The sequence below is a fragment of the Chryseobacterium sp. genome, from assembly GCF_022869225.1.
Classification (GTDB): domain Bacteria; phylum Bacteroidota; class Bacteroidia; order Flavobacteriales; family Weeksellaceae; genus Chryseobacterium.
On sequence record NZ_JALIHL010000001.1, the window covers coordinates 3,350,433 to 3,366,958 of the forward strand.

At 37.8% G+C, this 16,526-nt stretch carries 12 protein-coding genes; 10 read left to right on the top strand and 2 right to left on the bottom strand.

Going from position 1 to position 16,526, the window contains the following annotated elements:
* Positions 1 to 229 precede the first annotated feature (229 nt).
* The 10 genes from tssD (MUW56_RS15735) to polA all read left to right on the top strand — a co-directional run bounded on the left by tssD (MUW56_RS15735) (position 230) and on the right by polA (position 14,789).
* The gene (gene tssD, locus MUW56_RS15735) at positions 230 to 637 is read left to right on the top strand and encodes a type VI secretion system tube protein TssD (protein ID WP_292014069.1); all 408 of its coding nucleotides are present in this window, start codon (positions 230 to 232) and stop codon (positions 635 to 637) included.
* 491 nt (positions 638 to 1,128) lie between these two features.
* Entirely contained in the window at positions 1,129 to 3,624 is a 2,496-nt protein-coding gene (locus MUW56_RS15740) for an ATP-dependent Clp protease ATP-binding subunit (protein WP_292014070.1), read from the top strand.
* 63 nt (positions 3,625 to 3,687) lie between these two features.
* On the top strand, positions 3,688 to 4,554 hold the full coding sequence (locus MUW56_RS15745; RefSeq protein ID WP_292014071.1) for a lytic transglycosylase domain-containing protein: 867 nt from the start codon (positions 3,688 to 3,690) through the stop codon (positions 4,552 to 4,554).
* Positions 4,555 to 5,096: 542 nt separating this feature from the next.
* Complete coding sequence (tssD, locus tag MUW56_RS15750; protein ID WP_292014072.1) at positions 5,097 to 5,510, top strand: type VI secretion system tube protein TssD; 414 nt, start codon at positions 5,097 to 5,099, stop codon at positions 5,508 to 5,510.
* 187 nt (positions 5,511 to 5,697) lie between these two features.
* Complete coding sequence (locus MUW56_RS15755; RefSeq protein WP_292014073.1) at positions 5,698 to 7,890, top strand: phage baseplate assembly protein V; 2,193 nt, start codon at positions 5,698 to 5,700, stop codon at positions 7,888 to 7,890.
* Positions 7,891 to 7,925: 35 nt separating this feature from the next.
* Positions 7,926 to 8,783: a hypothetical protein gene (locus MUW56_RS15760; RefSeq protein ID WP_292014074.1), complete on the top strand. Its 858-nt coding sequence runs from the start codon at positions 7,926 to 7,928 to the stop codon at positions 8,781 to 8,783.
* A gap of 11 nt (positions 8,784 to 8,794) precedes the next feature.
* On the top strand, positions 8,795 to 10,045 hold the full coding sequence (locus MUW56_RS15765) for a PAAR-like protein (protein WP_292014075.1): 1,251 nt from the start codon (positions 8,795 to 8,797) through the stop codon (positions 10,043 to 10,045).
* Between the two features lie 112 nt (positions 10,046 to 10,157).
* Positions 10,158 to 10,964: an ankyrin repeat domain-containing protein gene (locus tag MUW56_RS15770; protein ID WP_292014076.1), complete on the top strand. Its 807-nt coding sequence runs from the start codon at positions 10,158 to 10,160 to the stop codon at positions 10,962 to 10,964.
* Positions 10,965 to 11,335: 371 nt separating this feature from the next.
* Positions 11,336 to 11,746, top strand: coding sequence for a type VI secretion system tube protein TssD (gene tssD, locus MUW56_RS15775; RefSeq protein ID WP_292014077.1), 411 nt, complete (start codon positions 11,336 to 11,338; stop codon positions 11,744 to 11,746).
* 208 nt (positions 11,747 to 11,954) lie between these two features.
* Positions 11,955 to 14,789 (top strand): DNA polymerase I, encoded by a 2,835-nt coding sequence (gene polA, locus MUW56_RS15780; RefSeq protein ID WP_292014078.1) that lies wholly within the window; start codon positions 11,955 to 11,957, stop codon positions 14,787 to 14,789.
* 58 nt (positions 14,790 to 14,847) lie between these two features.
* On the opposite strand, the gene MUW56_RS15785 is transcribed toward polA, so the two are convergent.
* Positions 14,848 to 15,264: a hypothetical protein gene (locus MUW56_RS15785; RefSeq protein WP_292014079.1), complete on the bottom strand. Its 417-nt coding sequence runs from the start codon at positions 15,262 to 15,264 to the stop codon at positions 14,848 to 14,850.
* 211 nt (positions 15,265 to 15,475) lie between these two features.
* Complete coding sequence (locus MUW56_RS15790; protein ID WP_292014080.1) at positions 15,476 to 16,117, bottom strand: protein phosphatase 2C domain-containing protein; 642 nt, start codon at positions 16,115 to 16,117, stop codon at positions 15,476 to 15,478.
* Positions 16,118 to 16,526: the final 409 nt, after the last annotated feature.

Below are 16,526 nucleotides of genomic sequence, written 5' to 3' on the forward strand. Positions count from 1 at the left end.
TAAAATGACCGTTTGGCCTAAAAACTGAAAATAAGCTAAACTTCTTTATTTTAGGGTGTTAGTGATATGCTGATAAATCTAATGTCGTAGAATTACGACATGAAATCGTAGAACTACTACAAAATTTCAGATTTGCATTCAAAAGTTTTTTTTAGAGAAAAAGACCCTCTATATTTGCTGAACAATCACCGAATCACAAAATATTATTAACGATTAAAATTTACAAATCATGGCAGAAAGAAATTCGAGAGGAATCTTAAAATTCAATGGAGGAGAAGGGCAAAAGCTATTAAAAATGAAATACAGCGTATCCAGATCTACCGATGTATCCGGACGTGTGGCATCAGATCCTTCTAACGCGTTAATCAAAGTTACAGTAGAAGCTACTGAAAAGTCTGATATTCTTGAAAGTTTACTGAATGGTAAGTACAAACCTACTGTAGGTGAAATTACATTCAACAAATCTCACGAAGAAGGAACATTGATTACTTTGAACTGGCAAAACGGATATGTTATCCAACACCAGGTAGACTTCGATGCTATCGACAGCAACAGTATGCTGATCAGTTTCGTGATAAGCGCTGAAACAATCGACTACGGTACTTCTCAGTATGCAGGACTTTGGCCAAGCAGCTAAAATTGACACATTATCACACATTCATACAAAAAAGACTGTCCTAATAAAAGGCGGTCTTTTTTGCCTGTAACCCTATTTTAGAATGAGGATAGGAATTTGATGATATTTGGATATTACCTTTGAAATTAAAACGAATTAACCCGTTCTACGCTATAAAAACAAAACTATAGTGAATTGACAGAGCCTTCAGCCATATCGTTTTAGGTCTATATTGGATTGAAACGGGTAAGTTCGGTTCTGGTATATTTTCAGATTGTATAAAAAAATCATCTTCGCTTATAAAAAAGGTAAGAATATGACAGTAAGAAACCGGGTTAAAAATTAAAAAAACGACATCGCTACTTCTCTCATTGAAGAATTAATTATCTTTATCCCGTTTAGAATAAAATATTTAATTTTAGGGAGATAAAAAATCGTGACTTCAGATTCTCCGCCAAGAGAACTTCAGTCTTAAAACGAAATGCACAATATTAATATAAGAAAAATTATAAATGGGAGTACTAGTAACCAACGAAACAGTAAAACAGCTATTTCATATTGCTCAGTCGATAGCGAAGGAAAATTATAATGCTACTTATGGTGGTCCTCATATTCTTCAGGCTTTAATGCATAAAGATATCGGGCTCAATGAATTTTTGAAAAGTATAGATAAGGATCCAGGCTATTTTTATGAATGGGCAGATGTCCGCATTGAAGAATATCCAAAAACCAGCCATCTTCCGGATGAAGTTGCCCAGGATGATGCCGTAGACGCTCTTATTGAGGAGGCAGATGATATCCGTTTAAAATTAGGACTGGATGAGATTACACCAATTTGTATTCTGACAGCTGTGGTTAAACCTCAGGTCGTTTTTTCACTTCAGCAGCTGAAATCACTTCCATTGAGAGAACATGAGATCTTTAATCTGTACAGAAAAGATACTCCTTTCACTGTTTCTGAAAATGGAGATTTTGCTTCCCTGTTTTCAAACGGTTCAGACTTCACAGATTCGTCGTTTCCATCTATTAAAAGCTATTGTGTAGACAGAACGGCACAGGCAAGAAATGGCAACCTTGAAAATATCATTGGAAGAGATAAAGAACTTAGAATGCTGGTGGAGATCCTTTGCCGGAGAAGCAAGCCGAATGTAATTATAATCGGAGAACCCGGCGTAGGAAAAACAGCTTTGGTAGAAGGCTTTGCCATTGAAATTACAAAAGGAAATGTTCCTGAAATGCTTAAAAACGGAACTCTTTTAGAACTGGATACAGGAGCACTACTTGCAGGAACCTCCTACAAAGGGGAAATAGAAGACCGCCTTAAAAAAGTCATCAATGAGTGTAAGAAAATTGAAAAGGCTATTCTTTTTATTGATGAAATTCACACGCTCTTAGATCCGAAAGGAAGTATTGGAAATGTAGCGAACCTTCTGAAGCCGGAACTGGCAAGAGGCGAGATCACCGTGATCGGTGCTACTACCCAGGAAGAATACCGAAAGATTATTGAACCGGAGCAGGCTTTTAACCGTCGTTTTGAGGTACTGACTGTTAATGAGCCGGATGAAAAAACCTGTGTAAAAATGATCGATGTGCTTCTTGAAGGCTATAAAAAACACCATGGAATTGAAGTGGAAAAAACAGCCCTTCCGGAATGTGTACGTTTGGCCAAAAGATATGCAAAAGGTAAAAAATTGCCTGATGCTGCCATTGATTTGCTGGACAGGACAATGGCAGCGATCAAAATGCTTGATGAACTTTCAGAGAAAGAGCTGGAAAGCTGGAAAGCAAGTTATGAGGCTATTTTAAAAGAAGAATATGCAGACAGCAAAGATAAAGCAGATGAACTGATCTGGACCTACAACCTGTTGAGAGACAAAATAAGTCCTATTTTATGGGGCTCGCTAAGTGAGCAGCCGGCTATTGATAATTCAATGCCTGTAGACCAGATCCAGAAGATCATCGAAGATACTTATGCAGAGCTTTTACAGCATGCAGCCAAGAAAAGAGAAAAAGTAGACCGGCTTGAGCTCGCCGCTGTAATGGCAGCTAAAACCAATATCCCGATCGGGAAAATACAGGCTCAGGAAAAAGAAAAACTCCTGAATATGGAATCCCTTCTGATGAACAGGGTAGTAGGCCAGGATCATGCTTTAAAAATCCTTTCCGATGCTATTGTTGAAAACCGAAGCGGATTGAATAAACCGGGACAGCCGATAGGATCATTCTTCCTTTTAGGGCCTACGGGAACCGGTAAAACAGAGCTGGCAAAATCAATGGCGGAACTGCTGTTCAACGATGAAAAAGCAATGGTACGTTTTGATATGTCAGAATTTAAGGAAGAACATTCAGCAGCCTTATTATACGGAGCGCCTCCCGGATATGTAGGATATGAGGAAGGAGGAATGCTGGTTAACAAAATAAGACAGCAGCCGTATACGGTGGTCCTGTTTGATGAGATTGAAAAAGCTCACCATTCTGTATTTGACGTGTTCCTCCAGATTATGGATGAAGGAAAAGTTCATGACAAACTTGGTAAAGAAGGAGATTTCAGCAATGCACTGATCTTATTTACATCCAATATCGGAAGTGAGGAAATTGTAAAACAGTTTGAAGAAGGGAAAGTACCTGAATCCTCTTCGCTGATGCAGATCATGTCGAACTCAGGAAGATTCAGACCTGAATTTTTAGCAAGGATCACCGAAATTATTCCTTTTGCCCCGATTACGGAATCTATTGCGGAAAGGATCTTCAATATCCAGTTGAAATCTCTTCATACTTCGCTGACAAGATTGGGTATGACCTTAAAGATCAGCGGGGAGGCGGTGAAAAACCTTGCTTTAGGAGGATTCAGCAGTAAATACGGAGCGAGACAGATTTCCGGAGTGATCCGTGCCCAGCTCGCAAGACCGATCTCTAAAATGATTGTAAGAGAAGAAGTGAAATCCGGACAGACCCTTCATGTGGACTGGAATAAGGAAGAGGAAAAATTAAGCTGGAAAGTAGATTAGTGATAAAGTAAAAGAGCAAAAAGCTAATTGCAAATTAGCTTTTTGCTTATAAATAGATGTAAAATGAAAATTATTGTCAGAAATATCTTTACAGGTTTACTGCTTTTGGGAGCTGGCATTTTTGTAAACGGTCAGTTTCTGGCTGCTTCCGATACTTCGGAAAGCAGTGTGAGAAAATACAGGGGAATCATTAATGCGAACAAAGATCTCGTAGAATTTATAGAACAGCTTCTTCTTCAGAAGGGACTTCCAAAACATTTGAGAAACCTGGCGCTTATTGAGTCTCATTTCAACAAGAATATTACTTCGGGAGCCGGGGCAGTAGGAATATGGCAGTTTATGACAGCACATGCCAATCAGTATGGGCTTACAGAGCAGAACCGGACTGATATTTATAAGAGTACAAAAACAGCTGTCATTTCGCTGGGAAATCTTTACAGGAAATACAATAACTGGGTAACAGTAGTAGCCGCTTACAACTGTGGTGAAGGAAATATTGCAAAAGCGATGCAGGCTGCCGGGTCTTCCCAGTACCACGAATTTTCGAAATATCTTCCGGGTGAAACGGTTAATCATGTTAGAAAATATCTCAATGCATGTTATGCAACAGGAGAGCTGGAAAGTGTTTTAAACAACTATAACTCTTCAAGAATCAATAAGGTTTTCTTTGAAGCCGGAAACAGGAAAGTGACAGATGCAGCCCTTTCAGAAACAGAGATCAACGCAGGATTTAATCTGAAGGTTGTTGCTGATGAACTGAATGTGGATGTAGACCGGATCCTTGCATGGAACCCCGGAATCGTAGAAGAGCTGCAGAAAAAAGGAGAAAGTTCTTTTTACCTTCCGACAGATCTGATGCCTGATTTTCTTTTAAGAAAAAATAAAATATTGGTACGGTCTATAAAAGAAGGAGGGAATTCCCATCCCTAGAATTCATAAAGTACAGCTACTGATTTAGCAAGCCCGCCTATTGTATTTGGACGGGCTTTTATCTTATAGGTCTTGGAAAGATAAAAAATCCAAGAATATAAAATCACTGTGGCCTCCTTGTTTTTCTTCAAAAAATCCTGATTCAAATAAACCGGGGTAATCCGAAGAAAATTAAAATGGACTATATTGGTGTAAAATAAGGGCTATTCAGAATAACCTGTATGCTATATTCTGTTACAGGATACAGGATTTTTGCGTTTGTTAAAGCATCTTAATTTTTGATAAAAAAATCTTAATATTTCTCATTTGTGTGTAAAATGTACAATTAAACCGTAATTTTTTACTGGTTCTAAGTATTTTGTTTTCAGATTATTGTGTTGTATTTTTAAATCCTTTGTCGTAGAATTACGACATAAAATCGTAGAACTACTACAAAATTTCAGATTTATCTTCAAAAGTTTTTTTTAGAAAAATAGACCCTTTATATTTGCTGTACAATCACTGAATCACAAAATATTATTAACGATTAAAATTTACTCATCATGGCAGAAAGAAATTCAAGAGGAATCTTAAAATTCAACGGAGGAGAAGGACAAAAGCTGTTAAAACTTAACTACAGCGTATCAAGATCTACAGACGTTTCAGGACGGGTAGCATCAGATCCTTCCAATGCATTGATCAAACTTACAGTAGAAGCTACTGAAAAGTCTGATATCTTAGAAAGCTTGCTAAACGGAAAATATAAACCTACATCAGGGGAAGTTACTTTTAACAAGTCTCACGAAGAAGGAACATTAATCACTTTAAACTGGCAGAACGGATACGTAATTCAACATGAAGTAGACTTCGATGCTATCGACAGCAACAGTATGCTGATCAGCTTTATAGTAAGCGCTGAAACTATCGATTACGGTACTTCCCAGTACGCAGGATTATGGCCTTCATCGGGCCAATAAGCTCATCATCTTAGTAAAATAAAATTGGTACAGGACAGCGCACTCGTAAGGGTATGCTGTTCTGTTTTTCCATTTTTCAAATAAAGATCTCAAAGAACATAGCCGGATAACAGTACAGGTCTGGATATTTTCTGATTCAGTTTTCAGCAGCTCATTCCACATTGGTTTAACTTAAACACAAAAGATTATGTTTCAAGATGATAAAACAATTAAAATAGAAAGCTCTAAAAAGAACATCAGCCACGATACAGAGCAAGCCCAAAATGCTGTCAAAGAAAATACCGTTAAAAAGGCAGAAGAGAAAGTGAATGAGGGAAACGGGAAAATAAAAAAAGGAGCAAAAACCGCGCAGCAGGGTGCAAGCGCTATACAGGGAGCAGATACATTTATGAACCAGGCTTTGGTTTCCAATAATGCCTCTGTTGTAGAGCAAAAAGTATGGGCAAAACAGCCCACTTCAAAAATACATAATGCAGAAGCTATTCCTCAAAGTTATATTGCGGGAATTAACCGGGTTGTAAAACTTGATGTCATTATTGAAGGACAGATCATTCAACATTTCAAACATTTCAAACTGGTACAGAATGCGGGTAAGCATCATGAATTCAGCCTGATACTGGCTCATGATACCTTAGGAAGCCCGGAAAACCATAATTTGGCAACAGCCCAGAATTTTCTGGGTAAAAGAATTACCGTTGTTTTCAAATATAAAGATGTTGAAAAAGGAGCCGAGCGTAATTTTGTGGGAGTTGTTACGGAAGTAGGTTTCAGCCAGGAAAAAGGGAGTCTCGGTAATATTGTTCTTAAAGGACACAGCCCCACAATACTCTTAGATGCGGCCCCTCATATTCAAAGTTTTGGAGGAAGCCAGCCGGTCAGCCTTAACAGTATTGCTGACCAGGTTATCAGGGAAGGCCTTGGACAAAGCAAATTTGATTTCAGGGTAGATGCCCAGCACGGAAATATTCCTTACAGTTCGCAATATGAAGAAACCCATTATAATTACCTTGCCAGAATGGCTGAAGCCTATGGTGAACAGTTTTATTATGACGGGGAAGTACTGCATTTCGGAAAACTTCCGCCTCAGGAAAAACCTGTTAAACTTACCTATGGAAGCAGTGTAAGTGATATTGCCATTAAAATGAAGGCACAGCATGTCAACCCGAGCTTTTACGGCTATAACAGCAGTAAAAATGAAAAACTGATTGCCGGAAGTTCAAAAATAAATCATACCTCAGATATCGCAAGACGAGCTTATGAAATATCAGAAAAGACCTTTACCACTCCTTCTCTGAGGATTGCTCCAATCAAGGCGTCGTCTTTTATGGATATAGATGCCTCCCAGAAAGGGGCTGCCGGAAGTAAAGCTTCGGAAGTTTTTATTACTTCAGGAACTACAACCGTTCCTTTTTTATATCCGGGATGTACCGCAGATATTGAAATGCGTAAGTCAGAAACCAATGAAACCTCTTATTTTACAAAACTAATGATCATTGAAGTGACTCATGAAGTAGATGCCAGAGGGTATTATGATGGTAAATTTGAAGCAATTGCAGCAGATACGGGTTTTATCCCGCGTCCTGAATTTGAAGTTCCGAGAGCTGAAGCTCAGTTTGCAAAAGTAATTTCCAATACGGATCCCCTGAACCAGGGAAGGGTTCGGATACAGTTCGACTGGCAGAATGGACCGGATACATCAGAATTTATCCGGGTGATGACACCGGATGCAGGGAGCAGTGATAAAGTGAGTAAAAACAGAGGATTTATGGCTATCCCGGAGGTAGGCGATCAGGTCATTGTTAATTTTGTTCATCAGCATCCGGACCGTCCATTTGTGATGGGAGGAATGTTCCATGGTGGAATCGGATCGGGAGGAGGCGCTGATAATATTATAAAAAGTTTAAGCAGCAGAAGTGGAAATAAATTAGAATTAAATGATGGCGAAGGTTCTGTTTTCCTTACGGATCAAGGGGGTGCCAATATGAAATTTGACGGGGCAGGAAATGCCCACACCAATGCTAATAATAATAAAACGGTAAATGTAGGAAACAATAACACGGTAAATGCGGGCAGCACCAGTGCCATTAATGTGGGAGGAAAAGAAGGGGAAGCAGCCAATTCCGTTTTAAAAATGGATGCCTCAGGAAATATATCATTGGAAGGAAAAACAAAAATTGAACTAAAAGTAGGCGAAAACACCATTACCATAACCAAAGAAGGGATTACGATTTCTGCCAAAGAAGGAATGCTGGATATGAATGCATTACAAAATGCTTTACTGGTAACCCAGGATAATCTGAGTATCCACAGTAAATCGGTAACCTCAATCAATGCGACAGGAGATATATTTATTACCGGAAGTAATGTAGATATTAATTAATAATAGGGTGTAACTGCTTCTTAAATTGATTAGACATGACAGCTGAAATGAACAGTGAAGAGCATAACGGTGATTTATCAGGATTTAAATACGCCTGGTATAAAAAGGCACAATATAAAATTAATATAAAATCTTATCTTACTTTAGGAAACGGGAAAGCCAATCAGACCGAAATAGAAGAAGATTGGACCCTCTTACCGGGAGAATACAATCAGATTACAATCAATTCCTCTACCCAGAAATATATTGAGGCAGATGCACAAATGAAGCCTTTTTATGAAATTCTTGAAAAAATAAATAAGGCCACAGATGTACTGGAGATCTCTTTACATGCTGATAAAAGCGTTAATGAAGTCACGAATAAAGATGATATTTTAAATAAATGGAGTAAGATAAAAAAGGATTTGCACTTTTATGAACTGATCAAAGAGAGCTATGAAACTTTTATACAGATCTATGATAAAGAGTTTAACGGTATAGACCACAATATTAAACAGAATTTATTATACCAGATTATGTTTTATCCGTTGCCTGCCTTCAGAGGCGGTGGATTTGTAGATGAAATTCCTGAAAGAACTGCCTTGTCTACCCTTTTTCCCGGAGAAAAATTAAGATACAGTTCTCAATACAACATTTCTAAGGATGAAGAAGGAGGATATATCGTAAAGTTAGAAGGTAAGGGTGAAGATAATCAGCCGAAGTTTGAAACGATATATAAAGATAAGTATCAGCGGACTCTCGGGAGTTCTTTGAAATATAAATATTCATCGGAAGGGGAATATAAGTATAATCAGGATTCTGTATTGTCAGAAATCATCTTCCATGTGAAGGAAGAATTGAATGAAAAGATGTTTTATGTCTGCAGGTATCATATAAAATTAAATAATAAATAACTATAATCATTATGAGCCAATTATATATAGCACAGGATACTCCGCTTATTTGCAGTAAGGGTAGAAGACTTATAGGAATTGGAGTCAGCTCCCAGTCTTCGGTAAAATTGAAGAAAGGATCTAAGATGATGGCCACAGAAGAAGACCGATTCAAAGACAATTTTATCTGCCCTGAAATGATGATGGCCGGAGCCTTAGCCGGAGTGGCTGTTGCCGCTGCTTTTTCCGGCGGACTTTTTGTTTTGGCCGCTGCAGCCTGGGCTGGAAGTGCGCTGATCGATGATTGTCTGAATATATGTTCCTTTTTGTGTAAAGGGAGTGATTGGAAAAATACACATCCCAAAGTAAAAATTGAAAACAAAAAACCTTTACTACAGAACTCCAGTTTACATTGCTTTATAGGAGGGGAAATTACTTTTCATTTACCGGTTGTTCAATTACAGGAAGCTTCTATTGCCAGCAGAATGGCACAGGATTCTTATGAAGATAATAATGGACAGAATACCAATATAGATGGGTATATGAGAATCAATACTGATGATCAGAATGAATTAGACAAGCTGTTTGGACCCGGGGCATTGACTAGTAAAGATTTTAATACGAATAAAGATAACGGTTTCTTTTCTTCCTTATATTATAACAAAGAAACAGGAGATTATTTTGTGGCATTTAGAGGCTCAGAGCCTAAAGGTATGCAATTCTATCATGACTGGTTCATAGAAGATGGAGGGCAGGCTTTTGGTTTTGATACCCCTCAAATAGAAAAGACGAGAAAGCTTGCTGAAAAAATGGATTATGCTACAGGAGGCAACGTGAAATTTACCGGGCATTCATTAGGCGGGGGAAACAGTGCAATGGCCTCTTATTATACAGGACTTCCTGGCTATACCTTTAATACTAGAGGAGTACATGGTAATACTCTGGATTATCTTGATAAGAAAGGAGCCGTAAAGTCAACTTCCAATATTGTGAATTATAGCACAAGTAATGATATTCTTAACGGATTACAAAATAACAGGGAAGGCCTTCTTTCCACATTAGCTTTTTCAAGAATACCCGGCCTTAATAAGCTTGCAATTTTCGGCAGCCTTACAGGTGCCGTTCCGCGTGCTTTGGGAGAGCAGCATGAGATCTTCGGGTATATTGAAGACAATGAAGGACTTGGCCTTAAAACTATAGGAAGCGGACATAGCGCGTATAATGATGCATTTCAGGCTATGCTGGCGACTATAAATACAAATGTTGTAGCTAATAATATATAATATGAAACCAATTATTTTAATAATATTTTCCATCATGACACTTTTTTCCTGTTCAGATTTTAGCCTTAGATCGCGCAAAAAAGAAAATAGAAATCAATATCCTCCCTCTAGAATGTTCAAAGGGGATGGATTATTAGCAGCCCAAAAAATGTTTGATGGCGATCTTAAGGGCATGGAGCAGCTTATTAAAGAAAAAAATATGGATATTAATAAGCTAGAGGAAGATACAGGGTATACTTTACTCATGTACGCTTCTATTATTGAAGATCTTAAAGCAATGGATAAACTTCTGGAACTAGGTGCCGACCCTAATATCATAGTGCCTAATGAAGGATTGGAATCACCTTTGAATCATGCCGTAGCCCTCAACAACTATGAGATGCTTCAATTGCTTTTTAAATATAAAGCCAACCCTAATCCTGCCCTGGGAGATTCCCCATTAACCGATGCCTTGACGGTGGGAGGAGACGAGAATACCGAAAGGAAAATGATAGATTATCTGCTTCAGAATGGAGCTGATATCAATAATATATCTTATAATGGAAATAATATAATGGATGCTGTGGTGAGGGATGATCTGGATATGACTGAATATTTTCTCAGCAAAGGCGGCCAGCCTACCATAAAGGATACAAATATTTGTCCAATGGCTGATTATATTCAATATAAGGAAAAGCAGAAAAATGAGCGGAATTTACCGGATTCCCCTTATTATCAAAAATTATTTAGTATTAAAAAACAGCTGGTTGAAAAATATAAGGTAACGTTTCCGTATAAAAAAGATCCTTTAGAAGAAGCAAAGCTTAGAATAAAACTGTATGAAAATCTAGGGCCTAAAGATAAAATATCAGTGAATTTTAATAAAAATTATGGTGAAAACCTGTATCAGAAAGATTTGAATATGGTTAAAGGTAAATAAAACGAAGCCAAAAAGTACAGCTTTGCCGAAATTGATAAACCATTGAATTAAGATTTAAATATAATCTTTTTCTACCTATGCATTACTCTTACAATGCAGGCAAATCCAGCTTATTTTCGTAGTTTATATCTCTTTATAGTGTGTAATTTAATATGGATTATTCTATTCGAGATCAGCTGTAAGTATTTTAAAAATAACAGATTAAAAAGAGGTTTTAAATCTATAGTCGTAGAATTACGACATGAAATCGTAGAATTACGACAAAATTTCAGATTTATCTTTAAAAGCTTTTTTTTCAAAAACAACGGTTTTATCTTTGTTCTATAATTATCGAATAACAATGTATTACTAACGATTAAAATTTACAAATCATGGCAGCAAATTCAAGAGGAATCTTAAAATTCAACGGTGGAGAAGGACAAAAACTATTAAAGCTTAACTACAGCGTATCAAGATCTACAGACGTTTCAGGACGGGTAGCATCAGATCCTTCCAATGCATTGATCAAACTGACAGTAGAAGCTACTGAAAAGTCTGATATCTTAGAAAGCTTACTGAACGGAAAATATAAGCCTACTAAAGGTGAGATTACGTTTAACAAATCTCACGAAGAAGGAACATTGATCACATTGAACTGGGAAAATGGATACGTTATCCAGCACGAAGTAGACTTCGATGCTATCGACAGCAACAATATGCTGATCAGCTTTATAGTAAGCGCTGAAACTATCGATTACGGTACTTCCCAGTACGCAGGATTATGGCCTTCATCAGGTAAATAAATCACAGATCTCTTATAATAAAGTAACAGTATACTCACGGGTATGCTGTTATTTTTTTTATGATATACGGGATCATGATTTTGGAAACTTAAAGGAATAGACGGGTCAGCAGATTGACCATCCTTTTTTCAGCTATTGCCTCTCAACTCTAAGTCATCAGCTAGCAACTTATCTACCTATTTTCTTATATTTGTTCATTATAGACAATATGGACGCAACACAAGATAAAAGGCTGTTTCTCATCGATGCTTATGCGATGATTTTCAGAGGATACTACGCACTGATCAGAAATCCGAGACTCACAAGCAAAGGATTGGATACTTCTGCCATCTTTGGTTTTACAAATTCTTTAATCGAATTGATCAGAAGAGAGAAACCAACTCATCTGGCAGTAGTTTTTGATGTAGGACAGGCAAGCGTAAGAACAGAAGATTTTTCAGATTATAAAGCCAATAGAAGCGAAACTCCTGAAGCTATCAAAATTGCCGTTCCATATATTCACCGGATTTTGGAAGCCATGCATATTCCGATCCTGGGAGTAGAAGGTTATGAAGCTGATGATGTGATAGGAACCATTGCCTGTAAAGCAGAAAAAGAAGGATATACCACTTTTATGGTAACACCGGATAAAGATTTTGCCCAGCTGGTTACTGATAAAATCAAAATATATAAGCCAGGTTTAAAAGGTGGTGATATCGAAATTCTGGGAGTAGAAGAGGTAAAAGCAAAATATGAAATTGAAGATCCGAAGCAGGTTATTGATTTCCTTGCGATGATGGGAGATGCTGTAGATAATATCCCGGGACTGGAAGGGGTAGGAGAGAAAACGGCAATGAAATTCCTTAAAGAATTCGGAAATATTGAAACCTTACTGGCGAATACCGATAAACTGAAAGGAAAACTGAAAGAAAAGGTGGAAGCTTCTGCAGAACGCGGAATTCTGTCAAAGAAATTGGCGACCATTATCTGTGATGCTCCTGTAGAATTCCATCAGGAACAATATGATCTTGAAACTCCTGATTTTGAAAAAGTAAAAGAAGTTTTTGACGAAATAGAATTCAGAAGACTGTATGAAAACCTTTACAGGGCTTTTGCTCCGGCACCTACAGAAACAATAGTGGTAAGTGAGGTTGAAGTAAAGCAGACCCCTTCAGGAACAGAAGTAAAAGGGCAGGTAATGCAGCTTGATCTCTTTGCTAATTTTGAAGAACTGGACCAGGCTACTTCCACAAAATCTACCATTGAACATAATGACCATCTTTATCAGTTCATCGATAATCCAAAGGCGCAGAAGAAATTAGTAGACAACATGCTAAAGCAAAAGGCGGTTTGTTTTGATACGGAGACCACTTCATTGAATGAGTTGGAAGCTGAGCTGGTAGGCATGAGTTTCTCTTATAAAAAAGGTCTTGCATACTATATTCCTTTGTCTGAAGATAAAGGAGAAGTACTGCAGACGCTCGAAATTTTCAGACCGTTTTTTGAAAAAGAAGATTTGCTGAAAATAGCTCACAACCTGAAATTCGATTATAAAATTTTAAAACAGTATGATATCACTGTTAAAGGGGCTATGTTTGATACCATGATTGCCCATTACCTGCTGAATCCCGATGGAAGACACGGTATGGATTACCTTTCGGAAGTGTATCTTAACTACAAACCGGTTTCCATTGAGACCATCATTGGTAAAAAAGGAAAAAAACAGGGCAATTTCAGAGATGCAGATCTTAGAACGCAGACCGATTATGCAGCGGAAGATGCGGACGTAACTTTCCAATTGTATGAATTGTTTGCCCCACAGCTGAATAAAGAAAACCTGGAAGAACTTTTCTACACTATTGAAATGCCTTTAATGGAAGTTCTTGCCAAAATGGAATTGGCCGGAATTTCTCTGGATGAAAAGTGGCTGGCACAGGAAAGTATAGACCTGGAAAATGACCTTAGACAGTTGGAATCTAAGATTTTTGAACTTTCAGGAGAAGAGTTTAATATGAACTCGCCGAAGCAGCTGGGAGAGATCCTGTTTGAAAAAATGCAGCTGGATCCGAAAGCTAAAAAAACAAAAACAGGGCAGTATGCTACTTCAGAAGATGTGCTTCAAAAGCTGGCTTCAAAACATGAGATCATCAAGCATATCCTGGAATACAGAACCTATCAGAAATTAAAATCAACATATGTGGATGCTCTGCCTTCACAGATTGACAAACAGGATAAAAGGGTACACACCAATTTCTCACAGACTACCGCAGCGACAGGCCGTCTGGCAAGTGTAAACCCAAACCTGCAGAATATTCCGATCAGAACGCTGAGAGGCCAGCAGATCCGTGGAGCATTTGTTTCGGGAGAAGGAAAGAAAATTATCTCTGCCGATTATTCCCAAATTGAACTTCGCCTTATCGCCGAAATCTCAGGAGAGGAGAATATGATTAAAGCTTTCCAGAACGGAGAGGATATTCACGCTTCTACCGCAGCAAAACTGTTCAAAATTCCTTTGGAAGAAGTTTCCAAAACACAGAGAAGCCAGGCTAAAACGGTAAACTTTGGAATCATCTACGGCCAGGGCGCTTTTGCATTGGCAGAACAGACGGGATTGTCACGTACAGAAGCCAAACAAATGATCGAAGCATATTTTGAAACCTATCCAAAGCTGAAGGAATATATGGCAGAACAGGTAAATAAAGCCCGCCAGTTAGGATATGTGGAAACTATTTTAGGAAGAAAACGTCATTTAAAGGATATCAATTCCAATAACTTTGTGGTAAGAGGCCATGCAGAAAGAAATGCGGTGAATGCGCCTGTTCAGGGAAGTGCTGCAGACATTGTTAAAATGGCAATGATCAAAATAGACAGACAGCTGGACGAACAGCAGCTAAAGACCAAAATGTTACTGCAGGTCCATGACGAACTGGTATTTGAATCTCCGGCTGAGGAAATTGAAGCCGCTTCAAAACTCATCAGAAAAGAAATGGAAAGCGCTTTAGAAACGCAGGTTCCGCTGTTGGTTGAAATTGGGGTAGGAGAGAACTGGCTGGAAGCCCATTAATAAACGCTCTTATCATCATCATATAAAAACTCCCGCCTGAAGCGGGAGTTTTTTATGTTTATCTCCTTCTTGATGATGTACTTCTGGTGTGGGATCTGACATAAGTTCCGTCTTTTCTGTAGTAACTTTTTACACTTGCTGTGCCGCCGGATGATTTATCTGTACTTCCTGGTCTATAAGTTGATAGGCTTGATGAGGTTTGAGCTGGCCCATAACTGCTATATGAAGTAAAAGCAGGTTTATATGCCCAGCCTGAATAATTTTCCCATTTCATCTCTCTATAATTGTTTTTATGAGGATTAGAAGATAAGAAAACGTGTGTGTTTTTGGGAATTATAGTTACTGTATGAATGGAATCTGTAGAGCTGTAAAGCTTCGTGTCGTCAGTCAGCAAAACAGTATAATAATTTGTAGAGCAAGCTATTGTTGCTAAACAAACTGTCAAAAAAAGAAGTAAGTTTAAAATACGTTTCATGATTTTGTTATTTTATATTTTTCAAATCTATGATGTATTTTTCTGATTTTTTTTATGGGAATCCGTAGCTGGTAGATGGTATAGAAGCGCCCGCTTATAACTATTGACGGGCCCAGTATATTTGTAAAAATGCAGCAGTGGAAATAAGTATTGTACGGATAGAAAACTTCTTTGAAATAAAAATAATTTCTTACTGATAGATGGCTCTGTGTTATTCTTTTATTATTCTAATGATGGCAAGATCATCCGTCGGTCTGAGCTGATAATGATTTTCAAGGGTTTTAAGCTTTCTGTTAAGCATTTCTTCAGTATCATTGTAAGAACGGTCCTTCATTAAATAGTCAACGGAATGAATAGATTCTTCAGCATCTGTTTTTTTAATTTTTGAAAAAGTTAAAATACCATCCGTAGCAATTGAAATATCTTTTATATTGTCAAAAAGTATTTTCTGAGGCAGCTGATCATACCATTCCTCAAAGTTTTCACTGAGGTGAAATGCCAGGTAATCCGGTTTATTGTCGTGATCGAACGCTGTGATTTTTCCGTCAATACAAACTACCCCATCACCAATGGTTAAAACAATTCCCCTGTTATCACGAATATGATACAGCAGAACAGTCAGAGTGGAGAGTAATTCTTTTTCGTCCAGCATCAGGTTCTTCTTGACAGATGAAATTTCACGGAACAGATTTCTTATAATATCTTTAAGCTCTTCCTCTAAAGGATATTGAACATTTTTTTCGTATAACTCACGATATCCTGTTTCAATAATTACTTTACGCAAGATCTTTCCGATCAATGCCGAAGCAAAATGACTGTCCATGCCGTAGAGCAGCCATCCATGACCGCACACACAATTTTATGGGAGCTGATTTTTTTGATCAGGAGATAGTCTTCACAATGGTTGGTGTGATAGTCCCCGATTTGCAGGGCAGAGTATACATTCATTAAATTGCTAAAAAAATTGTGAGATTATAGGTTGATAGATTTATTTTTAAGGAACTGTATTGAGATCGTCAATCTTCCTCTGTATTCTGGCTTCCCATCCTTTCCATTGCTTTAGGAGAGCAATAAAAGAATCAGGAAATTAATATTGGGGAAAACTCTCAAAAATTTGGTTTTAAAGTTCAAATTCTTGATTCTGAGACTGCTGAAGATAAGAAACCAAAGCTGTAACTGCGACGAGTACAGCCAGGTATTCTGATCTACATTCTTTCATAGCATACAGGGGATTCAACATCATGGGATAATTTCCAATATAC